We start from the raw sequence: 23,086 nt of genomic DNA on the forward strand, positions 1-23,086 counted from the left end.
CGGAAAGACACCGCTCATGAGCAGCACGGCGACGGATGGCCTGGATATCTACCTGGTGGGCGGCGCGGTCCGCGACCGCCTGTTGTGCCTGCCGGTGGACGAGCTGGACTATGTGGTGGTCGGCAGCACGGCCGAGGAGATGCGCCGGCGTGGTTTCACCCGGGTGGGCAAGGATTTTCCGGTCTTTTTGCATCCAGAGACCAAAGACGAGTACGCCCTTGCGCGCACCGAGCGCAAGTCCGCGCCCGGCTATCGCGGCTTCGAGGTCCATGCCGCGCCGGAGGTGACGCTGGAGCAGGACCTCGCGCGCCGGGACCTCACCATCAATGCCCTGGCCGAGGACTGGGACGGGCACATCATCGACCCCTTCGGCGGTGTCGCGGACCTGAAGGCGGGGGTGTTGCGGCACGTTTCGCTCGCGTTTGCCGAGGACCCGGTGCGCATCCTGCGGGTGGCGCGCTTCGCCGCGCGCTTCGCGGAGTTGGGCTTCCGCGTCGCCGACGAGACCATGGCGCTGATGTGCGACATGGTTGCCGCGGGCGAGGTGGACGCGCTGGTGCCCGAGCGGGTCTGGCAGGAGATGGCGAAGGCGCTGGCCGAGGCACGGCCGTCGCGCTTCTTCGAGGTGCTGCGTGCTTGCGGCGCCCTGGCGCGGCTGCTGCCCGAGCTGGACCGCCTCTGGGGCGTGCCGCAGCCGGCGGAGTCGCACCCGGAGATCGATACCGGCGTGCACGTGATGATGGTGGTGGACATGGCTGCACGGCTCTCCGATGCAACGGAGGTTCGCTTCGCCGCGCTCTGCCATGACCTCGGCAAGGGCGTTACGCCGCGAGCGGAATGGCCCCAGCACCATGGCCACGAGGAGCGCAGCGTGGCGCTGGTGGAGGAGATCTGCGTGCGGCTGCGGGTGCCCAAGCGCTTCAGCGAGCTGGCGCGGCTCGTCGCCCGCTATCATGGCCTGGTGCACCGGGCGGCCCGGCTGCAACCCGGCACGCTGCTGACCATGTTCGAGGCCGTCGACCTATTCCGCCGCCCGCGGCGCGTCGAGCAACTGCTGCTCGCCTGCGAGGCCGACTACCGCGGGCGCCCCGGCTACGAGGAGCACGCCTATCCGCAGGGCGAGCTGGTGCGCAGTTGCGTCTTGGCGGCACAGCGGGTGGACCAGCGCACCATCGCCGCCGCGGCGGAACCCGGGCAGATCGCCGAGGACATTCGCCGCGCACGGCTCGCGGCCATCATCGAAGCGTGCCGGCGCATTGGCGGTGCAGCAGGGCCATGATGCCGCGCATCGTGTTACCGCAGCGGGGATGTTGGTACCATCTGCGCCGCTTTTTCCGTCAGGAGCAGTCCGATGTCCAAGCCACCGATGTCCAAGCCATTGTATGCAGCGAACCCCTCCGTGTGGCGGATGCACCCGTTCGGCACCCTCGTCGCCTGGCTGCTGGTGCTCGCCGGGGCCTATGTCGCCGTCACCGGCCATGTTCCGTATTTGTCCGAAATCACGGCGGGCCGGCCGTTGCCGTCCTGGGCCAAGGTCAGCTACCTGGGCTATCTGCTCATCGCCTGGGGGCTGCTGCAATTGTTCAGCTGGTGGATGCAGGGGCTCTTCGACCGACTGGAGATCACCGAGCGGGACGTGATTTGGACGCATGGCTTTCTCAACAAGCAGTACACCGAGACCAACATGAGCTCCATCCGCACCGTGCGGGTGCGCCAGTCGCTGCTGCAGCGGATGCTGAACGCGGGCGATCTGGTGATCTACACCACGGGCGACGATCCCGAGCTCACCATCAAGGGGCTGCCGCGCCCGGGCGACATCCGCGAGCTCATCAAGACCCGCGGCGTGGAGGACTGAGCGCCGTGTGTGGCGCCTTGTCGTCTTGGCCCACCGCGCGCCGGGGTCCGCGCGGGCTCGCCCTCGGATTGCTGGCGCTCTGCCTGGCCTGCACGGCCTCCGTCGGCGCCGCCACCGGCGCGCTGGACCGCATCAAGGCCGCCAAGACCATCACCGTCGCCTACGATCCGAACGCCTATCCCATCTCCTTCAAGGACACGGACGGCACCCCCCGGGGCTATTCCGTGGATCTCTGCCGGCGCATCATCGCCGGCGTGCAGCGGGCGCTTGAGCTCGATGCGCTGGAGGTGGCCTGGATCGAGGGCAATACACCGCGGCGCATCGCGGCCGTGGCCAACGGCGAGGCGGACCTGGAGTGCGGTACCACCACCATGACGCTGGCGCGCCAGCGGCAGGTGGATTTCTCCAATGTCGTGTTCGTGGAGTCCGGCGGCATCCTCACCAAGTCCGATAGCGGTATCCGCGCACTGGAGGACTTGGGCGGCAGGAAGCTCGGGGTGATCCCCGAGACCACCACCGAGCGGCGCCTGCGCCCGGTGCTGCAGGAACGGCTCGTCAACGCGGAGATCAAGCCCATCCGCGACGCCCGCGACGGCCGCGAGCAACTCGTCGCCGGCGCGTTGGATGCGATCGCGGGTGACCGCCTGGTGCTGATCGGGCAGGTGGCGGAGACGGGCAACCCGCAGGACTTCTCGATTCTCGACGCTGATTTCTCGGTGGAGCCTTACGCCTTCGCGGTGCCGCGCAACGATGCCGATTTCCGCCTGGTGGTGAACACGGCGCTGGCGCAAATCTACCGCACGCGGGAGGTGGACCGGATCTTCGAGCGCTGGTTCGGCGAGGACTCTGAGCCCACGGCGCTGCTGGAGACCGTCTACTTCATTTACGGCTTTGCGGACTGATGCTCGACTGGCTGTTCCTGCCCGAGGCCTGGCTCGCGCTGGTGACCCTCACCGCGCTGGAGATCGTGCTCGGCATCGACAATATCGTCTTCATCTCCGTGCTCGTGGGCCGGCTGCCGCCGCAGCAGCGCGACCGAGCCCGGGTGCAGGGGCTGGCGCTGGCCATGGTCACGCGCATTCTGCTGCTGCTGTCGCTGGCGTGGATGATGCGCCTAACGGCGCCGCTGTTCATGCTGCTGGGCCAGGCGCTGTCTGGGCGGGACCTGATCCTCATCGCCGGCGGTCTGTTCCTGCTGTGGAAGTCGAGCCAGGAGATTTGGGACAGTCTGGAGGGGGCGGACGTGCAGGGCGAGCACGTCACACGCCCGGCGGTGCCGGGCTACTGGTCGGTGCTGGGGCAGATCGCCGTTATCGACATCGTGTTCTCGCTGGATTCGGTCATCACTGCCGTCGGTATGGCGCAGCACGTGCCGGTGATGGTCATCGCCATCGTGCTCGCGGTGGGCGTCATGATGTTGGCCGCCAAGCCCATCGGCGACTTCGTCGATGCGCATCCGAGCATCAAGATGCTGGCCCTGTCGTTCCTGATCCTGGTGGGCGTGGCGCTTATCGGCGAGGGGCTCGACCTGCACATTCCCAAAGGCTACATCTACTTCGCCATGGGCTTCTCCGTGGCCGTGGAGATGATCAACATTCGGCTGCGCAAGCGCTTGGCGGCGCCGGTGCACCTGCATCGGCAAGGGCCGGGCGAATGACTGCCGCGCCCGCCCGGGCGCCTTTGGTGGTGGTGCTGGGCGCCCCGGTGACGGCGGCCGGAACGCCGGGGCCGGCGCTGCAGCGCCGGCTGCGCTGCGCGCTGGAACTGCTGCGCCGCAATCCCACCGCGTGGGTGCTCGCCACCGGCGGCGTGCCGCCCGGCGCCGTGTCGGAGCGCCCGGAGGCGACCGTGATCGCGGAGCTGCTTCAGGCGCACGGCATAGCCGCCGAGCGCATTCTGCGCGAGCCGACGGCCCGCAACACCTGGCAGAACGCCGCTCGCAGCGTACAGCTGCTGCATGCCACCCCGCGCGCGTTCGCTCCCGTGCTGCTGGTGAGCGACCCCTGGCACCTGCCGCGAGCCAAGCTGGCGTTTCATGCGCACGCGCTGCGGGTACGTGGCGCCGGCTGTTCCGTACCGCCCGACGAGCACCCGCCGCGGCTATGGGTGCTGCTGGCACACGAGCTGGCGGGCTATGGCGCCTATCTGCTGCGCTGGCTGTGGTGCATGCTGATGCGCGGGACCAGGCGCTCGCCGATGTCCGGCTGAAGGCGGGGCGGCTGCATGCCGGACCGACTCACGGCGCTCGAGGCCCCTGCAGGTGGAACTGCGCGCCTGTCGGCGCTGCCCGCGCGCGCAAGGTCCACCGGTGCACGGAACTGCGGTGCGCTCGCCGGTTCTACTGATGGGGCAGGCGCCGGGGCGCGGGGAAATCGAACGGCATCGGCCCTTCTGCTGGACGGCGGGCAAGACCCTGTTCGGCTGGTTCGCCGAAATCGGCCTGGCTGAGGCCGGCTTCCGGGCGAGCCATCGCGTTGCGCGCCACACCGGCAAGCACGGACAATGCGCCACCGAACCCGGAAGCCGCGCACATGTGGAGTATCGTCGACCGCTATTTCCTCGCTGAGATCGTCAAGGTCTTCGCCGCCATCATGGTGACCCTGCTGCTGGTGGTGGCCAGCATGCTGTTCCTGCGCACCCTGGAGCAGGTCAACATCGGCGCCCTGCAGGCGAACATGGTGCTGCGCTACCTGGGCCTCCAGGTTTTACGCGATACCGCCACGCTGCTCGCGCCCGCGGCCTTTCTGGCGGTGCTGATGGCGCTCGGGCGCATGGCGCGCGACAGCGAGCTCATTGCTTTCACCGCCGGCGGGCTGGGGCCGCTGCGGGTATTCCGGGCCGTGTTGTTTTTCGCGTTGCCGACGGCGCTGCTGACGGCCTGGTTCGCACTCGTGCTGCAACCCTACGCGTCGGCGCAAATCCAGCTCATCGAGGCGCGCGAGGACGACGAGGCGACCCGCATCAGCGGTTTGCAGGCAGGGCGTTTCTATCAGCAGAACAACGGCACGCTCACCTTCTACGCGGCGGGCATGGACGCCGAGAAGGGCTTCACCGATGTCTTCGTGCAAGACCGCAGCAGCGATCCGCCGCGGCTGGTGCTGAGCAAGCGGGGCGCTTATGGGGTCTCGAAGAGCGGTCAGGAGACGGTCGTGCTGCAGGATGGGCAGCGCTTCGACGGCGCGGCCGGACGTGCGGACTACACGTTGTTCGACTTCGCCCGGCTGACCTATTTTCTGGAAGGGGACGACGCCATGCAGCAAGCGCGTTGGCGGCGCCCGGCGAAGCCCACCCTGGCATTGCTCTCATCCCCGGACATCCATGACCGCGCCGAGCTGCAGCACCGCCTGGCGGCGGTCATCGGCGTGCTGTCGCTGGTGATGCTGGCCGTTCCGCTGACCCAGTTGTCGCCGCGCCGGCGCAGCAGCGGGCGTTTGTTCCTCGCCTTTCTGGCCTATTTCGCCTTCTTCAATGCCCAGCGTCTCGCCGAGGACTGGATGACCCACGGTGTCACGCCACCCTGGCTGGGAGTGCTCTGGTATCAGGTGGTCATCGTCGCCCTGGTCTTCGCGGCCCTCGTGCCCGGCAGCTACGGGTTCCGGCGACTGCTCGCGCGGCTGCATGCACGTTGAGCCGACGTGTTGCTGTTCAAAACTTGGACGAAGCCTGAACGGCACCATCTGCTGGGAAATGAGGTTTCGCGAGCGGACCCTGCTGAACCCCCTGAGTGAGCGACATGAACAACTGCTGTCCAGGATGTGGCCCCAGGACTGCGCTATTCTGGAATGTTGTCGAGATAATGTTTCGGAAATGAGTCATCAAAGTATGGACAACGCGCATCGACTGTTGCGGGAGACGGCGGAGCCCGACGGCTGTCAGACCTATCGCATCGGCGCCGTCGCCCGGCTCACGGGCATTCCGCCGGATACGCTGCGCGTCTGGGAGCGGCGCTATGCCGTGGTGACGCCGGTTCGCTCGGAGGCGGGGACCCGGCTGTATCGCGCCGAGGACGTGAGCCGCCTGAATCTGATCAAGCGGCTGGTGGACAACGGCGACGCCATCAGCCACGTGGCGCGTCTGACCCTGGACGATCTGCGCGAGCGCGCGCAGGGCCTGGACAGCACAGCGGTGTCCGCGCAGGAAGAGCGGCCCTGTCGGGTGGGCGTGCTGGGTCCGTCGCTGCCGGCCATGTTGGCCTTGGACCGAGCCAGCGCGGAGGCCGGCGCTGATGACGGTGTGCAGTTCGCCGGCCTGTTCACCGAAGAAGCGACGTTTCGCGACAGGGCCGGACAGCTCGGACTCGATGTCCTGGTGTTGGAGTGTCCCACCCTGCACGAGGACCAACTGCGGCATTTGGCCGATCTCGCGGCACGTAGCGGTGCCCCCCGCACGCTGGTGATTTACAGCTACGCCAGCCGCGAAGTGCTCGCGCGGCTGGAGTCACAGCACATGGTGCCGAAGCGCGCCCCCGTGGATGCGGCGGAGCTCAGGCGCTGGTGTCAGGCCCTGCTGGGCACCGGCCGTGCCGCGGCGGCGCTGTTTGCGGACTTCGATATCAGTGCGCCGGCGCCGGCACGGCTCTTCGACAGTGCGGCGCTGTCGCGCATCGCCGCGGCATCGCCCGCCGTCAAGTGCGAGTGCCCCCATCACCTGGTGCAACTGGTCTCCGGTCTCGTGGCCTTCGAGACCTACTGCCGCGAGTGCGAAATCCGCAACGTCGACGACGCCGCGCTGCACGCCTTCCTGCACGCCGCTACGGCCCAGGCCCGTGCCACCATGGAGTTGGCCCTGGCGCGGGTGGTCGAGGCGGAGGGTATCGAAGTCTGACGTCGCGGAATCTGCATCGACATCGGCCCCGATCCCGACCCGAATTCGATCCCGATTTCGATATCGGCGCGTCGTCTTGTGGAGACGGTCCGCCGACGCTTTGCGCTTCAGCCAGGCAACCGGGCGCGAGCGTTTGGTAACCGGCTGGTAAACTGCGGAGGATCGCTGATACCCGAGACCCCGCTCCGATGATTTCCCTCCTCGACTATGGCGCAGGCAACGTCCGCAGCCTGCGCAACGCGGTGACCCGCCTGGGCTACGCCATCACCGACATCCGTACGCCGGACGACATTCTCGGCGCCGAGCGCCTGCTGTTCCCGGGTGTCGGTGCCTTCGGCGCGGCCATGGGTCGGCTTCAGGAACTGGGCTTCGTGGAGCCACTGCGGCAGTATTTGCTGGCGGACCGTCCGTTTCTAGGCATCTGCATCGGCCTGCAATGTTTGTTCGAGGGGAGCGACGAGTCGCCGGAGACGGCGGGTCTCGGTGTCATCCCCGGCCGCATCGGGCGCTTTCCGGCATCCGACCTGTCGGTGCCGCACATGGGCTGGAACGGTCTGCGCGTGTGCCGTGAGTCATCACTGCTGGCCGGCCTGGAGCGGGACCGCTTCTATTTCGTGCATTCCTATTGCGCCCGGCCGGGCGCCGACAACGCCGACTGGCTGTTGGCGGAGACGGACTACGGCGCACCTTTCGTCTCCGCCGTGCAACGCGGGGAGGTGATCGCCCTGCAGTTCCACCCCGAAAAGAGCGGCATCGCCGGCCTGGAACTGCTGCAACGCTTCTTGACCGGCACGGTGACGGTCGCGCCCTTCGCCGATGCCGGGGCGCCCGCGGCCACGCCGTCGCCCGATCACGCTCGGACCGGGGCCGATCGCCCGCCGACGCGGCTCGCCAAGCGCGTCATCGCCTGCCTGGACGTGCGCAGCAACGACGCCGGTGACCTGGTGGTCACCAAGGGCGATCAGTACGACGTGCGCGAGCAGGGCGAGGTGCGCAACCTCGGTAAGCCGGTGGACCTGGCGGCGCGCTACTACCGGGAGGGCGCGGACGAGATCACCTTCCTCAACATCACCGCCTTCCGCGATTTCCCACTGCGCGACCAGCCCATGCTGGAGGTGCTCAGGCGCACCTCGGAGCAGGTGTTCGTGCCGCTCACCATCGGCGGCGGCATCCGTGCCTTCACCGACGCCGATGGCCGGGACTACAGCGCCCTCGACGTCGCCGACGAGTACTTCCGTTCCGGCGCCGACAAGATCTCCATCGGCTCGGACGCGGTCTACACGGTCGAACAGGTGCGCGCCGCGGGCGCCGACGGCACCAGCGCCATCGAGCAGATCGCGCGGCGTTACGGCAACCAGGCCGTGGTGATCTCGATCGATCCGCGCCGGGTCTACGTCGCATCCCCCGAGGACACCGAGCGCACGGTCGTCGAGACGACCATTCCGGGGCCGGCCGGCGAGCGCTTCTGTTGGTTCCAGTGTACCGTCAGCGGCGGTCGCGAGGGGCGCGACGTGGACGCCGTGGAGCTGGCGAGCATCTGCGAGCAACTCGGCGCCGGCGAGATCCTGCTCAACAGCATCGATCGCGACGGCACCGGTGCCGGCTTCGACCTGGAGCTGATCCGTGCGGTGCGCGCCGCGGTGCGGATCCCGGTGATCGCCTCCAGCGGCGCCGGCAGCCCGGCACACTTCGTCGAGGTCTTCACCGAAACCGCCGCCGACGCCGCGCTCGCTGCCGGCATCTTCCACCGGCGCGAGGTGCCCATCTCCGGGGTCAAGGAGGCGCTGGCAGATGCGGGCGTACCGGTACGCGCCGCCTGACGAAGATGATCCCCATGTCCACGCATGCTGGTTTGCATCGCCCGCAGGCCCGTCGTCGCGGCATCGCAGGCGGCCTGATGCGCGCCTTGATGCGCGCCGGCGTGCTCGGGCTGCTGGTGGCGCTGTTGCTCGGCGGGTGTGGCGGCGCGGGGGTTCGTCTCGGCAGCGGCAAGGCGACGCCGCCGCCGGGCATGGATCGCGACGAGCTGCTCACGTCCATCGCCGCCTGTCACCTGCGGCGCGTCGTGCAGAACAACGACCGCGGTGCGACCGATGCCGTGGTCATCGCCGCCATCGAGCGCTACGGCTTCGACGTGGAAGAGATGGTGGATCGCGCCAACGCCCTCACCGTGGCGGCATCCGACTCGGCCACCGGTGGCTCGCTGCGGCGCCTGGCCGCCAATGCCTGCGAGAAGCTGGCGACGCTCACCGGAACCACGCCGAGCCTGGTGCGCTTCGACCGCACCGGCAAGGTGGGCAACACCTGGGTGGTGGTGAACGGCGAGATCGACGAGGGCTTCGCCGACGACGTCATCGAGAAGCTGCGCAGGGAGAAGGCAGTGGGGCTGTTGATCAACAGCCCCGGCGGCTCGCTGTACGAGGCGCGTCGGCTCGGCCGCTATCTGCGCCAGAATGGCCTGCGCGTGGGCGTCAGCGGCGTCTGCACCTCTGCCTGTGTGGACGTGCTGGCCGGCGGTATCGAGCGCTACGTCACCCGCGACGCCAAGCTCGGCATCCACCAGAGCAAGGTGCCCAAGTACCTGAGCAGCCATGAGGGTGGGCAGCTCTCGGTGGTGGCCGCCGCCCTCTACCTGCGGGAAATGGGCGTCGACGACGCGGTGGCGCTGGCTGCGGCATCCGTGCCGAACGACAGCATGTACTGGATCTCCCCCGACGAGGCGCTGGAGACGGGGCTCGCCACCAAGCTGGTGGACTCCCTCTGAGGCGTCCTACTCGACGGGGGTCACGCGCAGCTCCAGCGTCGACAGGGCGTCAGTCATGGCGTGGCCGGCGCCGCTGATCCCGCCGGACTGGCCGCCGCCGGCGGCATCGGTGCCGCCGAGGGGCAGCCAGGCGCCGAGCGGTCCGCTCACCCGGGTCTGCACCCCGCCGCTGCTGATCCTGCCGCCGTCCCAGGCGGCGCTGCGCTGATCGATGCTCACCACCACCCGGTCGCCCATCACGCGCGGCGTAACCCAGAAACCCGTGCCGGTCTCGACGCCCGCGACCGAGTCCCGCCGCCACTCGCCCGCGGGCGCGCGCCAGCGCTCGCGCACCGGCACGGGCGTGATGCTGCCCACCTGAATGCGTGCGCTGCCGCCGTCCAACACCCGCACCCTTTGCAGTGCTTGGCTGTGCTGCCAGGTGCCGTGGTCGCGCACGGCGATACCGGTGCTGTCGCCGGACCCCAGCACGACCCGACCACGGTCGCCGATGGGCTCATTGACGCTGATGCCGAAGCCGCGCTCGGAGCGGGTATCCGCCACGGCGCTGCGGACCTCCACCAGCAAGTTGCGGGCCGGGCGGTCCAGCTTGGCGAGCGCGCGGCGGATGTCCGCGAGGCGCGCGGGGGACGCTCGCACCAGCAGCACGTCGTTGGCACCGGTGACGACCCCATCCGGCCCCGCCAGCGGTGCGAGCTGCGGGATCAGTGCTTCCGGCAGCCGGTGATGGAGCTCCAGGATCGTGAGCGGGTAGTCCGCGGCGGCGGCCGCGGTAGCCAGCAGCAGCGCGGTGGCGAGCCAGGCGCGCAGCCGCGGCGCCGCGTGTGCGATGCGCCGGCTCACAGGTAGAGCCGCCGCAGGCCGGGGTGGACATCGCTCTGCTGCCACAGCAGGCTGATGAGGATCTCGGTCTGCGCCTGCGTGGCGAGCCGGCTCACGGCGGCGCTCTGCGCGTCCGCGGAGCGCAGTTGCAGCAGCCCCGCGCTGGCGCCGAGCCGCCGTGTGGCCAGGTCCGCCGCGAGCGGCCGCTTCGGATCGGCGAGTTGGAATTGGATGGGTTGCTCGTGTGCCATGGTCGTCAGGCTCGTGGCAGATGGGCTCGCAAGGGGTGACCTCGTCGGTGCCGTCATTGGTGTCGCCGGCTCATCCGTCGAGCCTAGCCGCGTCCAAGCGTCGGCCGGCTCGACCACCCACCACGCGGGCCGGCCGGTGGGCCGCGCCGGCGGTCAGGAGTCCGGCGGCGGCGATGAGCACTGTGCCGGCGATGGTGCGCCATGTGAGCGGCTCATTCCATAGGAGCCACCCATAGCCGGCACCGAATACCACCGCCGCGTACCCGAACACGCCCATGCGCGAGGCGGGCGCCAGCGACAGCCCTCGTGTCAGCGCCAACTGACCGAGCGTGGCGGCCACCGCGACACCGGCGAGCCCGAGCATCGCCCGCGCCGACGGCGTCTGCCAGGCCCAGATCAGCGGCACCGCGGAGATCCCCGCGGCGATGAGCGCAAAGTAGAACACGATGCGCGTCGGGGGCTCGCTGCGGGAGAGCCGGCGCACCGTCACCTTCGCCAGGGCCGCCAGCACGCCGCCCAGCAGGCCGATGAGCGCCGCCGGCGACACGCTGAATCCACCGGCGCCATAGCTCGGGTCCAGGATCACCGCAACGCCCGCGAAACCGATGCCCAGCGCCAGCCCCAGCGCCGGCGTCATCCGCTCGCCGAGCCAGAGGATGGCGATGACCGGAATGAAGATGGGTGCGGTCAGTTTCAGCAGCATCGCATCCGCGAGCGGCATTGCCGCAATGGCATAGAAGAAACAGTACATCGCCGCCACACCGGCACCCGCCCGCAGCAGGTGCAGGGCGGGTACGCGGGTGGCGGCATTGCCGACGCCGCGGCGCAGCAGCCAGGGCAGGAGCAGCGCCAGCCCGAGGATATTGCGTACGAACACGATCATGGGATTGTGCAGCTCCGCTGAAACCAAGCGAACGCCGACGCCCATGGTCGCGAAGCACAGCTCGCCGAGGATGATGTAGGCGGCGCCACGAATCAGGGACTGGGCACGATCGTTCATGATGTCTGTATGTTGCGCAAGCGATACAGTTGTATGTTTCCGTGATTGCGGCGCGACTTGGAAACTCTTATTTGAACAGAAGGTTAGCGCGGTGCCTGGGCAGTGGTGATGCAAGAAAACCGAAAAGGCCGAAAAAGTTGCACTAATGCCGCCAACATTCGCTAAACTATTGGAGCCGATCCCTGTACCAACGTCCGGTGATCCGACTGCCACAAGCAGACGCCCAGCCCTGTCTCATAGACGTTTGTAGCGCGGCTCACCGCTGCCCATTTTCTCATCACGAAACGATTCGGGAGCTCAAGATGCGTCACCTCAACACTCTGCGCACCCTGGCGCTGGCCATTCCCGCGGCCACGGCGCTCAGCTTCAACGCCGTCGCCCAAGAGCCGGACGTGTCCTACTGGTACGCCGCCGGCGACCCGACCGTCCCAGACGGTCAGCTCTGGTCCACCGGCTACGGCGAGTGCTGGCAGTCCGCCTATCCGGATGGCCCCACCAACCTGCCGCCGTGCCAGGTGGAAGTGCGCGCGCCGCTGGTGCTGCAACTGAACTTCGCTCTCGACCGCTACGGCCTCAACGACATCCTCAACCCCGAGGTCCTGACCGAGCTGGACCAGTACATCCAGGAGGTCAAGGAGTCGCCGCGTGAGGAGCATCTCGTGGTCGGCGGCTTCACCGACAAGCTGGGCAGCTGGGAGCACAACCTCGTCCTGAGCGAGAACCGCGCCGACACCATCCGCAACTACATGATCGATCAGGGCATCCCGTCGCAAGACATCACGAAGGTGAAGGGCTTCGGTTGGGACGTGCCGACTGAGTTCCAGACCGGCGACCTCGGCCCGCTCGAGAACAACCCCCTGCGTCGCCGTGTGGTGGTGCTCGAAGTGCCGCCCCTCGGCAAATAAGGCCGGCAAATAAGGTCGGCAAACAAGGTTTGTCAGAGAGCGTCTGCCACGGCGCTCAGCGCCGTGGCTCAAGACTGGAAAAGGCCCGCCGCGCCCCGCGCGGCGGGCCTTTTCTTTGCGCGACAGGACCCTCAGATGGCCTTCGCCTGCGCCGCCGCGTTGCCGATGTAACGGCCCGGCGTCAAAGCCTTGAGCTCCAACTTGGCGGTGTCGGGGATGTCCAGGGTGTCGACGAATTCGGCCAGCGCCTCGGCGCCAATGCGCCGGCCGCGGGTGAGCGCTTTGAGCTTCTCGTACGGCTGCTCGACGCCGTAGCGGCGCATGACGGTCTGGATGGGCTCGGCAAGAACCTCCCAGTTGGCGTCCAGATCCGCGGCCAGGCGCTCGGGGTCCGCCTCCAGCTTACCGATGCCCTTCTGCGCCGATTGCAGCGCGATCAGCGCATGCGCCAGACCGACGCCGAGATTGCGCAGCACGGTGGAGTCGGTGAGGTCTCGTTGCCAGCGGGAGATGGGCAGCTTGGCACCGAGGTGGCCGAAGATGGCGTTGGCGAGCCCGAGGTTGCCCTCGGCGTTCTCGAAGTCGATGGGGTTGACCTTGTGCGGCATGGTCGATGAGCCGACCTCGCCGGCGACGGTCTTCTGCTTGAAGTAGCCGAGCGAGATGTAGCTCCAGACGTCGCGGCAGAAGTCCAGCAGCACCGTATTGAACCGCGCCTGCGCGTCGAACAGCTCGGCGAGGTAGTCGTGCGGCTCGATCTGAGTGGTGTAGGGGTTCCAGGTTAGCCCGAGGGACTCGACGAACCGGCGCGCGAAGGCTGGCCAGTCGATGTCCGGATAGGCGGCGAGGTGGGCGTTGTAGTTGCCGACCGCGCCGTTGATCTTGCCGAGCAGCTGGACGCCCGCGACCGCGTCGCGCTGTGCGCGCAGGCGCTGCACGACATTGGCCATCTCCTTGCCGAGCGTCGTCGGCGACGCCGGCTGACCGTGGGTGCGCGAGAGCATGGGCAACTCGGCATAGCGGTGGGCAAGGGCGCGGATGGCGTCGATGACCGCGTCCATCTCCGGCAGCAGTACGGTGTCGCGGGCGGCGCGCAGCATCAGCGCGTGGGCGAGATTGTTGATGTCCTCGCTGGTGCAGGCGAAATGGATGAATTCCGACACCGCCGTCAGCTCGGCGTTGCCGGCAACCTGCTCCTTCAGGAAGTACTCCACTGCCTTGACGTCGTGGTTGGTGGTGCGCTCGATCGCTTTGACCCGGGCGGCGTCATCCACCGAAAAGCCTTCGGCGATTTCATTCAGACGTGCCTGTGCAGCGTCGGAGAGCTCCGGCACCTCGGCGATGTCCGGATGCGCCGCCAGCGCCTGGAGCCAGCGCACCTCCACCAGCACGCGGTGGTGGATCAGTCCGTACTCGCTGACCAGCGGGCGCAGGGCTTCGGTCTTGCTGCCGTAGCGGCCGTCGATGGGGGAGATGGCGGTGAGTGTCGTCAGTTCCATGGTCGGTGAGCCGGAAGCGTCGGTAGCGCGTGCAAACGAAACAGGTTAGCGAGCCGAGGCGCCGGCGTACAGGGGCGGTCCGCTGGGAGCGCCGGCTTCCAGCCGGCTCGCCGCGTGCCCGGCGCGACGCCGGGCACGCGGCGTTGGGGCGTCAACAAGCATATAGACGTCTTGGCGACATCGCAGGGCCAGAGCCTGTCTCCCGTGGGAGCGCCGTCCTCGGCGCGACGGGCGTCCAGTCGCGGCGATGACGCCGCTCCCACGTGGGCCGGCGCGACGCCAACGGGGGCGCCGGCTGAGTACTGCGTGTGACGGGAGGTGATGGCGGCTGCCGCCGGGCGTTGTTCGACCCAGTCGCCGATGGATGGGGGCGGCGGGCCTCAGAGGCTTGGACCGCGGCGCCCTCGCCAGCGCGATCGCACCACCTCCAGGGCCGTGATGCCGAGGGCGAGCAGGGCCGGAGTTTCGGGCACGGGCGTGGCATTTGCGGCGTTGCCGCTGATCTGGAAGGAGCCACCGTCCCCGGTGCTGAGGCCAAAGTCGAAGATCAAGCTGTCGAACGTGCCCGCAAGGGCGATGGAGCCATAGCCTGACTTGGCATCGATAGGATCGGCATCGCGGGGGAAATATTGGGTTTCACCGCCTTGAACCACTGGACCGGTGGCGAAGCTGAGGTTGCCATTGGAGGCGACGATCGACAAGTCCGCCTGCGTGAGGCCCTGCGGGGCGAAGTCCAGCGTCGTGCCGTCGAGATTGGCGATGTGGAACACCAGGTCCACGATCGGTGCGGCGAAGGTGAGCTCGATCTGCGTGTGAGCGCTCGACGGATAGGTGCTGTAGCCGATTTGATCTCCGAGCGCCTGGGTTGGCGAATAGCTGGAGGCAAAGCCGTACTGCTTCGAGGCCCCGTCGATGGTCGAGTTGTTGTAGAGCGCGCCGATCGCGCCGAATCCGCTGCGCATCGGCCCGCTGACAACCGAGCCGGTCACGGCAACGCCGTCGATGATCCCGCTGAGCTGACCCTGGGTCTTGTCGCCCGGGGTCAGGGAGGTGATGTTCAGGAACGCCGCCCCCGCCGGTCCGGGCGCCGCGAGCGCGGCCAGCAGGGCTATGCTGGCGGTGAGCCGCCCAGATGCGGTGCGAGCGCGTCGCGTGAGGGTTCGCGTGGTGATTGGCCGAATTGTCGCAACGTGGAATCTGGAAGGAATCATTGATCGGATGGTTGAAGTCTCTGGTCGTGGTCGTGGTCGGATAATCGACAACGACCACGACAACGACAGCAAAGTTAGGTGAAGCGCTGCACTAGGCTGCGAGCTTCCGCAGCACGTAATGCAGGATGCCGCCGTGCTGGTAGTACTCCACCTCGTTCGGGGTGTCGATACGCACCCGGGCGAAGAACTGCTTGGTGCCGCCGTTGTCGGCCGTGGCGGTGACCGTGACCTGTTCCGCCTGCCCGGTACCGAGGCCGTCGATGCTGTAGGTCTCGTGGCCGGTCAGACCGAGGGAAGCGGCGCTGTCGCCCGGCATGAACTGCAGCGGCAGCACGCCCATGCATACCAGGTTGGTGCGGTGGATGCGCTCGTAGCTCTCGGCGATGACGGCGCGCACACCGAGCAGCCGCGGCCCCTTGGCGGCCCAGTCGCGGGATGAGCCGGAGCCGTATTCCTTGCCGGCGATGACGACGGCGGGCACGCCTTCGGCTTGATAGCGCATGGCGGCATCGTAGATGGACATCTCCTCGCCAGACGGCTGGTGCAGGGTCACGCCGCCCTCGGTGCCGGGTGCCATCTTGTTGCGCAGCCGGATGTTCGCGAAGGTGCCGCGCATCATCACCTCGTGGTTACCGCGGCGGGAGCCGTAGGAGTTGAAGTCCACCGGCTGCACGCCGTGCTCGACGAGGTAGCGCCCGGCGGGGCTGTCCGCCTTGATGCTGCCGGCAGGGGAGATGTGGTCCGTGGTCACGGAGTCACCCAGCAGCGCGAGACAGCGGGCGCCGGCGATGGCCGCCACCGGCGCGGGCTCCATGGTGATGCCCTGGAAATAGGGTGGCTCCTGCACGTAGGTGCTGTCGGCATCCCACGCGAAGGTCTTGCCGGCGGGCGCGGTGAGGCCCTGCCAGCGGGCGTCGCCGTCGAAGACGTGGGCATAAGTCTCGCTGAAGTCGTCTTTGCCCAGGAACCTTGCCACCGTGTCCGCCACCTCGCCCTGGGTGGGCCAGATATCGCGCAGATAGACGGGGTTGCCGTCACTGTCCGTCGCCAGCGGCTCGTTGTAGGGGTCGAAGTCCATGCGCCCGGCGATGGCGTAGGCCACCACCAGCGGCGGCGAGGCGAGGTAGTTCATGCGCACCTCGGGGTGCACCCGGCCCTCGAAGTTGCGGTTGCCGGAGAGCACCGAGGCCACCGTCAGGTCGCCGTCGGCGATGGCCTTGGACACCTCCGGGCGCAATGGACCGGAGTTGCCGATGCAGGTGGTGCAGCCGTAGCCCACCACGTGAAAGCCCAGCGCCTTGAGCGGCTCCATCAGTCCGGCGGCCTCCAAGTACTTGGTCACCGCCATGGAGCCGGGGCCTAATGAGGTCTTGACCCAGGGCGGTACGCGCAAGCCACGCTCGACCGCCTTCTTCGCTACCAGACCGGCGCCGAGCATGACGCTCGGGTTGGAGGTGTTGGTGCAGGAGGTGATGGCGGCGATGACCACGGTGCCGTCGCCGATCTCCACGTCCTGGCCGTCCATGCTGGTCTGGATGGCGGGGTTGGTCTCGACCCCGCGCTCTTCGTTGACCGCCTTGAGCGCCGCCTCGAAGCCGGTCTTCACGTCGGTCAGCGCGACCCGGTCCTGCGGGCGCTTCGGGCCGGCGAGGCTCGGCACCACGGTGCTGATGTCGAGCGCGAGCGTCTCGCTATAGTCGGCTTCGACGCTGCCATCGGCATCGAACATGCCCTGCGCCCTGGCGTAGGCTTCCACCAATGCCACCTGCTCATCGGAGCGGCCGGTGAGGCGCAGGAAGTCGAGCGTTTCGCCGTCGATGGGGAAGAGGCCGCAGGTGGCGCCGTATTCCGGGGCCATGTTCGCGATGGTGGTGCGGTCGCCCATCGGCAGGGTCTGCACCGCCGGGCCGTAGAACTCGACGAACTTGCCCACCACGCCGTGCTGGCGCAGCATCTCGACGATGGTCAGCACCAGGTCCGTGGCCGTGGCGCCCTCTGGCAGCTTGCCCGTGAGCTTCACGCCGACCACCTTCGGGATCAGCATGGACACGGGCTGGCCCAGCATGGACGCCTCCGCCTCGATGCCGCCGACGCCCCAGCCCAGCACGCCGACGCCGTTGATCATGGTGGTGTGGCTGTCGGTGCCCACTAGGGTGTCCGGATATGCTTGGAGCACGCCGTTCACCTCGCGGCCGAAGACCACGCGGGCGAGATACTCCACGTTGACCTGGTGCACGATGCCGGTGTCGGGTGGTACGACCTTGAAGTTGTCGAAGGCCGCCTGGCCCCACTTGAGGAACTGGTAGCGCTCCTTGTTGCGGGAGAACTCCAGCTCGGCGTTCAGGCCCAGCGCTTCGTCGGAGCCGTACTTGTCCACCTGCACCGAGTGGTCGATGACCAGCTCCGCCGGCTGCAGCGGATTGATCTTGTCCGGGTCGCCGCCCAGCGCGCTCATGGCGTCGCGCATGGCCGCGAGGTCCACCACGGCGGGCACGCCGGTGAAGTCCTGCATCAGCACCCGCGCGGGGCGGTACTGGATCTCGGTGCTCGGCTCCGCCTGCGGGTCCCAATTGGCGATGGCCTCGATGTCCGCGCGCTTCACGGTCACGCCATCCTCGTGGCGCAGCAGGTTTTCCAGCAGGATCTTCATCGAGAAGGGCAGCCGGGCGCTGTTGTCCATGGCGTCCACGCGGAAGATCTCGTAACGCTTGCCTGCCGCGTCGAGGTGGGCCTTGGCCTTGAAGCTATCGTGCATCTGGGGCTCCGGAGGGTCTTGTTGCAATGCGGAATGCCCCGGATTCTAGCGGCGCCGGGGGCGCAGCGCATCCGCACCCTGCAATTGTTTCGATTTGCATGGCCGGGAAAGGTGCCGGCGCATCAGAGCGATGCGACGTCCGCGGGCGTCTGAAATGAAAGCGGATGCAGCAGCGAGGGGCTCGTGGGAGCGGCGTCCCCGCCGCGATTGGAGCGATCGAGCCTGAGATCGCTCCGAGGACGGCGCTCCCACAACAGCGCGATGCTCCGTGGGAGCGGCGTCCCCGCCGCGATCCGCGCTCGCACTGCCGCGGGAGCGGCTTCTCCCTCACGATCAGTCGCGCAGCCGGTGGACGGATGAGCGTGGGCCTTGACCTAAGCGCTTTCGGTCGTGCGCAAATAGGCCCGGGCCGCGTCCAGCATCCGACGCCGCCCGAGCAGCACCTGCCAGCGGGTGCCGCCGCACTGGCGCCACAGCACCGCCGCCCGGATGCCAGCCAGCAGCAACGCGCGGATGCGGTCCTGGTTGTCCGGATTCTGGAGATACATCGGATTGCCGCGGACGATGATCCGCGGCGTGAGCTTGCTGATGGTGTCTTGATAGATGCCGGCGAAGCCCGCCAGCACGTCGCGGTCCAGCAGCGGCAGGTCGCCGCGGGCGGCGGCCGCGCCCTGGATGCGACGGGCAATCTCCTTGCGCATGCTGGCGCGGCTCGCGAGGTTGCGCTCGTGGCGCATCAGCGAGATGACGTAGCGCGTCAGCTCCATCTCCCGGGTCGGCTCGCCGGTGAGCTGCGCCACCACCTGGCGCGCACCCGTCGCCACTGCGCCCGGTTCGCCATAAACCGCGGGCACGTCCTCGGCGTCGATCTGAAACAGGCTATAGATGCAGGGCTCCATCTGTGCCGTGTCCACGCTGCCGCGGTTGGCGATGCGCTGCACGCAGTAGGCCGCCTGGTGCAGGCCGGCGAGGGCGATGAGGCGGTCTTGATCGGAGTGTTCCATGGAGAGGGGCTAGGGGCTAGGGACTGGAAACTAGAGGCTAGTGTACCGGCGCGGAGATGCCGCGACCGCTCGCGGTGCCGGCCGAAGTGTCGGCCGGCGTGTCGCCCTCCAGGGCGACGCTGGCAACAAGCGGCCGGTCTCGGAGTCTTCACGTCGCTGCACCGGTCCTTCTGCGATATGCGCCCGCGGCAGGCTTTCTCTAGCCTTTCCCAGTCGGTGACGCGCTCGTGATGACCGCACCGCCGAGGCACTCGTCACGCGCATAGAAGACGACCGACTGCCCCGGCGTCACCGCGCGCTGGGGAACCGCAAAGTGCACCCGGCAGTTGGCGCTATCGTACTCGACCAGGGTGCAGCGCTGCAGTGGTTGGCGATGGCGCAGCCGGCACAGACAGTCGAACGGCAACAGCTGCGGTGCGACCGGCGGTGTTCCCGCGATCCAGTGCAACTGCTCGCCCCGTAGCGCGTCAGTGTAAAGCAGCGGGTGCTCGCCGCCCTGGACCACGATTAGGGCGTTGCGCGCGGCGTTCTTGGCGGCGACGAACCAGGGCGCGTCGCCCGTCGCGCGCACGCCGCCGATGCCGAGCCCGGAGCGCTGGCCGATGGTGTACCAGGCGAGCCCGCGGTGCTCGCCGAGCACCTGGCCGTCGGGCGTCTCGATGGGCCCTGGGTTTTCCGGCAGCCAGCGCGCCAGGAAGTCCCCGAAGCGTCGCTCGCCGATGAAGCAGATGCCAGTGCTGTCCTTCTTCTCGGCATTGCCGAGGCCGAGTCCGCGGGCGATGCCGCGCACGTCGGCCTTGGTCAGGTCCGTCAGCGGAAACAGCGCGTGACTCAGCTGCTGCCGCGTCAGCCTGTGCAGGAAATAGGTCTGGTCCTTGCCGGCGTCCGCGGCGAGCCTGAGTCGGCTGCGGTCCGGGTCGTGGCTGACACGGGCATAGTGGCCGGTGGCGATCCAATCCGCGCCCAGGTCCAGCGCGTGCTCCAGGAAGGCACGGAACTTGATCTCGCTGTTGCAGAGCACGTCCGGGTTCGGCGTGCGCAGCGCCCGGTACTCGGCGAGGAAGGTCTCGAAGACGCGCTCCCAGTACTCGGTGGCGAAGTTGACGGTGTGCAGCCGGATGCCGAGCCGCTCGGCCGCCGCCTGCGCGTCCGCGAGGTCCTCCGCCGCGGCGCAGTAGCCGGGCTCGTCGTCCTCCTCCCAGTTCTTCATGAACAGCCCCTCCACCGCGTAGCCTTGCGCAAGCAGCAGGTGTGCGGCCACGGCGGAGTCGACGCCGCCGGAGAGGCCGACGATGACGCGGTTGGCGGGATTGTCGGGCAAGGGCAGGGCGGACTCAGATGTCGGCGGGGAATAGGTCTGCCACCGGCAGCGTGAAGCCGGGCAGCGCCGGCTCGGCCGTCAGCACATCGCCGGGGCCGAGCAGCGCAAGCTCGGTCGGACTGCGGTAGCTGGACACGCGTCGGCGCTTGGGGGTGAGCAGCCGCTCCGGCTCCAGCGTGTGGGCGGTGGCGTTGGACATGACCGTTTTAGGTGGTGAGCTCATCAGGCGACAATGCTGCGCGGCAAGGTCGATGGCGCACCATGCTCCAGATGATCGGCCGCCGCGTCTAGAAGGGATGCCGTCACGATCATGTCGGCTTGGTGCATTTGCCTGCAAGTGTAGAGAGGTGTCGTGCAGCGTCAACACGATAGATGCGCGAGCACCCGGCCCAAGATGCCCGGGAGTCATGGCCTCCGACCGACGAGTCGTGATCCCGGCGCCGAAGACTTGCTGTCGCGTTCCGCCGAGCTCATCTCCTGGAGGTGCGCCGTGGCGAGCGCGGCGGTCTTGATCATAAACCCATCCAGAGCCATGGCCTCGTGGGAGCGGCGTCCCCGCCGCGATTGGACGCCCGTCGCGCCGAGGCCGATGCTCCCACGGCGACGGATGGACCCATGATCGACGCCAGCGCGGCGACGAGCAGGCCGCGCTCGCGCCATCGAGCCGCTACGGTCGTTTCCTGACCGCAACCACAGCAACCCGCGGGAGCGACCATGAGCCCCAGAAAGGCCGTCCACGCGAAAGAGGAGAAGCCGATCGCCGTCTACGGCGCCATGGCCGGCAACGCCACCATCGCCGCCGCCAAGGGTGTTGCCGCCTTTTTCACCGGCAGCTCGGCGATGTTCTCGGAGTGTGTCCACTCGCTGGTGGATACGGCCAACGAAGGGCTGTTGCTGTTCGGCATGCATCGCGCCAGGCGCCGGCCGGATGCCCAGCATCCGTTCGGCTACGGCAAAGAGCTGTACTTCTGGAGCCTGATCGTCGCCATTGTGCTGTTCGGCATCGGCGGTGGCATCTCGTTCTTCGAGGGCGTGACACACGTGACCGGGCACGTCAGCGAGGGCGCCGCCAGTCCGCTCTGGAACTACGCCGTCATCGCCATCGCGCTGGTCGCCGAGGGCACCTCCTGGGGCATCGCCTTGCACGAGCTGCTGCCGAAACTGAAGGCGCGCGGCGTCCTCAGCACCATCCGCGATGCCAAGGACCCAACCGTGGTCACCGTGCTGCTCGAAGACTCCGCCGCGCTGATCGGCCTGCTATTCGCTTTCCTGGGCGTGCTGCTCACCGAGGTCACCGGCAGCCCGGTCTACGACGGCATTGCCTCGATGCTCATCGGACTGACCCTGGCCGGCGTCGCCGCCTTACTGGCCTACGAAAGCCGCAGCCTGCTGATCGGCGAGACCGCCGATCCGGCTGTGGTCGCCGGCATCCGCGAGGTCACCAACGAGGACCCGGACGTCGCCATCGCGGGCGAGCCATTGACCATGCACTTCGGCCCCAACGACATCTTGCTGAACCTCGATGTCCGCTTCCGACCCGGACTCTCCTCGGAGCAGATCATGTCCGTGGTGGACCGCCTGGAGCAGGCGATTCGCGGCCGCTATCCCGAGATCCGGCGCATCTTCATCGAGGCGGAGTCGCTGCGGCGCGACGGCAGCAAGCCGCCCATGCGGTGACCTTCGGAGACCTGACAGCTACTCGAAGAGCTCCCGAACCGACAGAGCAAACCCCGGCAGGAGCTCCGGCTCCTCGATCACGTCGTCCGGCCCGTAGATGTGCATCTCGTCCGGCGGGCGATAGGAACTCACGCGCCGCGTGCGCGGGTCGATGATCCAGACGGCTTGGACGCCGCAGGCGAGGTACTCGTTGACCTTTTCGTCGATCTCGGTCCAACGGTCGTTCGGGGAAACGACTTCGATGGCCAGTTCCGGCGGGACGTCGAGGTAGCCGTCGGCCTGCGCTTGGACCAGCCGCTCGTTGGAGATGTAGACGACATCGGCGCCGCGGACGGTGTCGGGGTGGCGTTGAGTGATGATGCCGACTTCGCCGGTCATGACCTTGCCGAGGGCATGCTGCTTCACGAAGTTTCCGAGCTCCCTTGCGACGTTTCCTTCAACGCTGGCGTGCGGATGGCCGGTGGGTGGCATCTCGATGAATCTCCCTTTGACGAGCTCTCCCGGTACCGCCGGGCCGTGCTGCCAAAGGTCCTCGGCGGTGAGTAGGTGGTCGGCTTGTGGTGAGCTTGCGGTCGCGACGGACATGGCGCGGGTTCGGATGGCCGGTTGCGATGGGGTTAGCTTAGGGGATTATGGGGATTGCGGGTAGGCTCGTGAGCCTAAGTCCGTCCGCTGCCGTGGGAGCGCCGTCCTCGGCGCGATCGGCGGCTGGTCGCGGCGAGGACGTCGCTTACGGGGGGAGTGACAGCGGTGGGGGTTTGTGCGTGCTCAGCCCCTCTGAATCGCCGGAGCGCGCGGGGCTCGCGTGCTTGGGAAGGTGGGCTCGTTTGGCTGTGACACTCGTGCAGCTGCACGAAAATGCCGAGGCCGTTCTTGGTGCAACCGTTCAGGTGTCGGCCTCCAGGTCGACACGGATCAGCACGGGGGGCGGCGATGTTGGCAGCGGTTTCGATACTTCCGCGACCGTGCATGAGCGGCGGGTCGGGGGCGAGACGCCCCCGCTCCCAGTTGCCGGCGAGACGCCGGCGCTCCCGGTTGCCGGCGAGACGCCGGCGCTCCCGGTTGCCGGCGAGACGCCGGCGCTCCCAGTTGCCGGCGAGACGCCGGCGCTCCCGGTTGCCGGCGAGACGCCGGCGCTCCCGGTTGCCGGCGAGACGCCGGCGCTCCCGGTTGCCGGCGAGACGCCGGCGCTCCGACT

At 68.2% G+C, this 23,086-nt stretch carries 22 protein-coding genes and 1 pseudogene; 13 read left to right on the forward strand and 10 right to left on the reverse strand.

The window, feature by feature from the left end:
- The first annotated feature begins 16 nt into the window (after positions 1–16).
- The 10 genes from LJE69_RS00235 to LJE69_RS00275 all read left to right on the forward strand — a co-directional run bounded on the left by LJE69_RS00235 (position 17) and on the right by LJE69_RS00275 (position 9,443).
- Entirely contained in the window at positions 17–1,279 is a 1,263-nt protein-coding gene (locus LJE69_RS00235; RefSeq protein WP_296919952.1) for a multifunctional CCA addition/repair protein, read from the forward strand.
- Positions 1,280–1,351: 72 nt separating this feature from the next.
- Entirely contained in the window at positions 1,352–1,855 is a 504-nt protein-coding gene (locus tag LJE69_RS00240) for a PH domain-containing protein (protein WP_296919953.1), read from the forward strand.
- A 5-nt stretch (positions 1,856–1,860) separates the two neighbouring features.
- Positions 1,861–2,757, forward strand: coding sequence for an amino acid ABC transporter substrate-binding protein (locus tag LJE69_RS00245; RefSeq protein ID WP_296919955.1), 897 nt, complete (start codon positions 1,861–1,863; stop codon positions 2,755–2,757).
- Positions 2,757–3,512 (forward strand): TerC family protein, encoded by a 756-nt coding sequence (locus LJE69_RS00250; RefSeq protein ID WP_296919957.1) that lies wholly within the window; start codon positions 2,757–2,759, stop codon positions 3,510–3,512. The genes LJE69_RS00245 and LJE69_RS00250 overlap by 1 nt, the downstream gene beginning before the upstream one ends.
- On the forward strand, positions 3,509–4,063 hold the full coding sequence (locus LJE69_RS00255) for a YdcF family protein (RefSeq protein WP_296919959.1): 555 nt from the start codon (positions 3,509–3,511) through the stop codon (positions 4,061–4,063). Before LJE69_RS00250 ends, LJE69_RS00255 begins: the two co-directional genes overlap by 4 nt.
- A 115-nt stretch (positions 4,064–4,178) precedes the next feature.
- Positions 4,179–4,421, forward strand: coding sequence for a uracil-DNA glycosylase family protein (locus tag LJE69_RS20900; protein WP_367114601.1), 243 nt, complete (start codon positions 4,179–4,181; stop codon positions 4,419–4,421).
- Positions 4,387–5,484 (forward strand): LPS export ABC transporter permease LptF, encoded by a 1,098-nt coding sequence (gene lptF, locus LJE69_RS00260; RefSeq protein WP_296919962.1) that lies wholly within the window; start codon positions 4,387–4,389, stop codon positions 5,482–5,484. The genes LJE69_RS20900 and lptF overlap by 35 nt, the downstream gene beginning before the upstream one ends.
- Before the next feature lie 193 nt (positions 5,485–5,677).
- Positions 5,678–6,679: a MerR family transcriptional regulator gene (locus LJE69_RS00265; RefSeq protein WP_296919965.1), complete on the forward strand. Its 1,002-nt coding sequence runs from the start codon at positions 5,678–5,680 to the stop codon at positions 6,677–6,679.
- Positions 6,680–6,867: 188 nt separating this feature from the next.
- Positions 6,868–8,499 (forward strand): imidazole glycerol phosphate synthase subunit HisF, encoded by a 1,632-nt coding sequence (hisF, locus tag LJE69_RS00270; RefSeq protein ID WP_296919968.1) that lies wholly within the window; start codon positions 6,868–6,870, stop codon positions 8,497–8,499.
- Between the two features lie 14 nt (positions 8,500–8,513).
- Positions 8,514–9,443 (forward strand): hypothetical protein, encoded by a 930-nt coding sequence (locus LJE69_RS00275; protein ID WP_296919970.1) that lies wholly within the window; start codon positions 8,514–8,516, stop codon positions 9,441–9,443.
- A gap of 6 nt (positions 9,444–9,449) precedes the next feature.
- Here LJE69_RS00275 and LJE69_RS00280 read toward each other — a convergent pair whose 3' ends face one another.
- The 3 genes from LJE69_RS00280 to LJE69_RS00290 all read right to left on the reverse strand — a co-directional run bounded on the left by LJE69_RS00280 (position 9,450) and on the right by LJE69_RS00290 (position 11,516).
- Positions 9,450–10,286: a hypothetical protein gene (locus LJE69_RS00280; protein WP_296919972.1), complete on the reverse strand. Its 837-nt coding sequence runs from the start codon at positions 10,284–10,286 to the stop codon at positions 9,450–9,452.
- Positions 10,283–10,516, reverse strand: a complete 234-nt coding sequence (locus LJE69_RS00285; RefSeq protein WP_296919975.1) for a hypothetical protein — start codon at positions 10,514–10,516, stop codon at positions 10,283–10,285. Before LJE69_RS00285 ends, LJE69_RS00280 begins: the two co-directional genes overlap by 4 nt.
- A gap of 70 nt (positions 10,517–10,586) precedes the next feature.
- Entirely contained in the window at positions 10,587–11,516 is a 930-nt protein-coding gene (locus LJE69_RS00290; protein ID WP_296919978.1) for a DMT family transporter, read from the reverse strand.
- A 302-nt stretch (positions 11,517–11,818) separates the two neighbouring features.
- Between LJE69_RS00290 and LJE69_RS00295 the strand changes: the two genes are divergently transcribed.
- Positions 11,819–12,421: an OmpA family protein gene (locus LJE69_RS00295; RefSeq protein ID WP_296919981.1), complete on the forward strand. Its 603-nt coding sequence runs from the start codon at positions 11,819–11,821 to the stop codon at positions 12,419–12,421.
- Between the two features lie 131 nt (positions 12,422–12,552).
- Here the strand turns inward: LJE69_RS00295 and purB are convergent, their stop codons facing one another.
- The 6 genes from purB to LJE69_RS00325 form a co-directional block, all read right to left on the reverse strand.
- A complete protein-coding gene (gene purB, locus LJE69_RS00300) occupies positions 12,553–13,920 on the reverse strand; it encodes an adenylosuccinate lyase (protein WP_296919983.1) in 1,368 nt (455 codons plus the stop codon).
- Between the two features lie 380 nt (positions 13,921–14,300).
- Entirely contained in the window at positions 14,301–15,131 is an 831-nt protein-coding gene (locus tag LJE69_RS00305) for a hypothetical protein (RefSeq protein ID WP_296919986.1), read from the reverse strand.
- 91 nt (positions 15,132–15,222) lie between these two features.
- The gene (gene acnA, locus LJE69_RS00310; RefSeq protein WP_296919989.1) at positions 15,223–17,886 is read right to left on the reverse strand and encodes an aconitate hydratase AcnA; all 2,664 of its coding nucleotides are present in this window, start codon (positions 17,884–17,886) and stop codon (positions 15,223–15,225) included.
- A gap of 374 nt (positions 17,887–18,260) precedes the next feature.
- On the reverse strand, positions 18,261–18,890 hold the full coding sequence (gene hflD, locus LJE69_RS00315) for a high frequency lysogenization protein HflD (RefSeq protein WP_296919991.1): 630 nt from the start codon (positions 18,888–18,890) through the stop codon (positions 18,261–18,263).
- Positions 18,891–19,089: 199 nt separating this feature from the next.
- A complete protein-coding gene (gene mnmA / locus LJE69_RS00320) occupies positions 19,090–20,211 on the reverse strand; it encodes a tRNA 2-thiouridine(34) synthase MnmA (protein WP_296919994.1) in 1,122 nt (373 codons plus the stop codon).
- Positions 20,212–20,224: 13 nt separating this feature from the next.
- The gene (locus tag LJE69_RS00325; RefSeq protein WP_296919996.1) at positions 20,225–20,434 is read right to left on the reverse strand and encodes a hypothetical protein; all 210 of its coding nucleotides are present in this window, start codon (positions 20,432–20,434) and stop codon (positions 20,225–20,227) included.
- Positions 20,435–20,925: 491 nt separating this feature from the next.
- Between LJE69_RS00325 and LJE69_RS00330 the strand changes: the two genes are divergently transcribed.
- Positions 20,926–21,888: a cation diffusion facilitator family transporter gene (locus LJE69_RS00330; protein ID WP_296919999.1), complete on the forward strand. Its 963-nt coding sequence runs from the start codon at positions 20,926–20,928 to the stop codon at positions 21,886–21,888.
- Between the two features lie 18 nt (positions 21,889–21,906).
- On the opposite strand, the gene LJE69_RS00335 is transcribed toward LJE69_RS00330, so the two are convergent.
- Positions 21,907–22,473 carry a Uma2 family endonuclease gene (locus LJE69_RS00335; RefSeq protein WP_296920002.1) on the reverse strand — a complete coding sequence of 189 codons (567 nt, stop codon included), beginning with the start codon at positions 22,471–22,473 and terminating at the stop codon, positions 21,907–21,909.
- Between the two features lie 257 nt (positions 22,474–22,730).
- Here LJE69_RS00335 and LJE69_RS00340 point away from each other — a divergent pair.
- Positions 22,731–23,086, forward strand: a pseudogene (locus tag LJE69_RS00340) (hypothetical protein); the annotation flags it as partial.

The sequence above is a fragment of the Thiohalocapsa sp. genome, from assembly GCF_022340605.1.
In the GTDB taxonomy this organism is placed as follows: Bacteria; Pseudomonadota; Gammaproteobacteria; order Chromatiales; family Chromatiaceae; genus Thiohalocapsa.

Excerpts from the sequence above, each read along its gene's own strand:
- LJE69_RS00235 (WP_296919952.1), top strand. The coding sequence starts at position 17 with ATGAGCAGCACGGCGACGGATGGCCTGGATATCTACCTGGTGGGCGGC.
- LJE69_RS00240 (WP_296919953.1), top strand. The coding sequence starts at position 1,352 with ATGTCCAAGCCACCGATGTCCAAGCCATTGTATGCAGCGAACCCCTCC.
- LJE69_RS00250 (WP_296919957.1), top strand. The coding sequence starts at position 2,757 with ATGCTCGACTGGCTGTTCCTGCCCGAGGCCTGGCTCGCGCTGGTGACC.
- LJE69_RS00255 (WP_296919959.1), top strand. The coding sequence starts at position 3,509 with ATGACTGCCGCGCCCGCCCGGGCGCCTTTGGTGGTGGTGCTGGGCGCC.
- lptF (WP_296919962.1), top strand. The coding sequence starts at position 4,387 with ATGTGGAGTATCGTCGACCGCTATTTCCTCGCTGAGATCGTCAAGGTC.
- LJE69_RS00265 (WP_296919965.1), top strand. The coding sequence starts at position 5,678 with ATGGACAACGCGCATCGACTGTTGCGGGAGACGGCGGAGCCCGACGGC.
- hisF (WP_296919968.1), top strand. The coding sequence starts at position 6,868 with ATGATTTCCCTCCTCGACTATGGCGCAGGCAACGTCCGCAGCCTGCGC.
- LJE69_RS00275 (WP_296919970.1), top strand. The coding sequence starts at position 8,514 with ATGTCCACGCATGCTGGTTTGCATCGCCCGCAGGCCCGTCGTCGCGGC.
- LJE69_RS00285 (WP_296919975.1), bottom strand. The coding sequence starts at position 10,516 with ATGGCACACGAGCAACCCATCCAATTCCAACTCGCCGATCCGAAGCGG.
- LJE69_RS00290 (WP_296919978.1), bottom strand. The coding sequence starts at position 11,516 with ATGAACGATCGTGCCCAGTCCCTGATTCGTGGCGCCGCCTACATCATC.
- LJE69_RS00295 (WP_296919981.1), top strand. The coding sequence starts at position 11,819 with ATGCGTCACCTCAACACTCTGCGCACCCTGGCGCTGGCCATTCCCGCG.
- purB (WP_296919983.1), bottom strand. The coding sequence starts at position 13,920 with ATGGAACTGACGACACTCACCGCCATCTCCCCCATCGACGGCCGCTAC.
- LJE69_RS00305 (WP_296919986.1), bottom strand. The coding sequence starts at position 15,131 with ATGATTCCTTCCAGATTCCACGTTGCGACAATTCGGCCAATCACCACG.
- acnA (WP_296919989.1), bottom strand. The coding sequence starts at position 17,886 with ATGCACGATAGCTTCAAGGCCAAGGCCCACCTCGACGCGGCAGGCAAG.
- hflD (WP_296919991.1), bottom strand. The coding sequence starts at position 18,890 with ATGGAACACTCCGATCAAGACCGCCTCATCGCCCTCGCCGGCCTGCAC.
- LJE69_RS00325 (WP_296919996.1), bottom strand. The coding sequence starts at position 20,434 with ATGAGCTCACCACCTAAAACGGTCATGTCCAACGCCACCGCCCACACG.
- LJE69_RS00330 (WP_296919999.1), top strand. The coding sequence starts at position 20,926 with ATGAGCCCCAGAAAGGCCGTCCACGCGAAAGAGGAGAAGCCGATCGCC.
- LJE69_RS00335 (WP_296920002.1), bottom strand. The coding sequence starts at position 22,473 with ATGTCCGTCGCGACCGCAAGCTCACCACAAGCCGACCACCTACTCACC.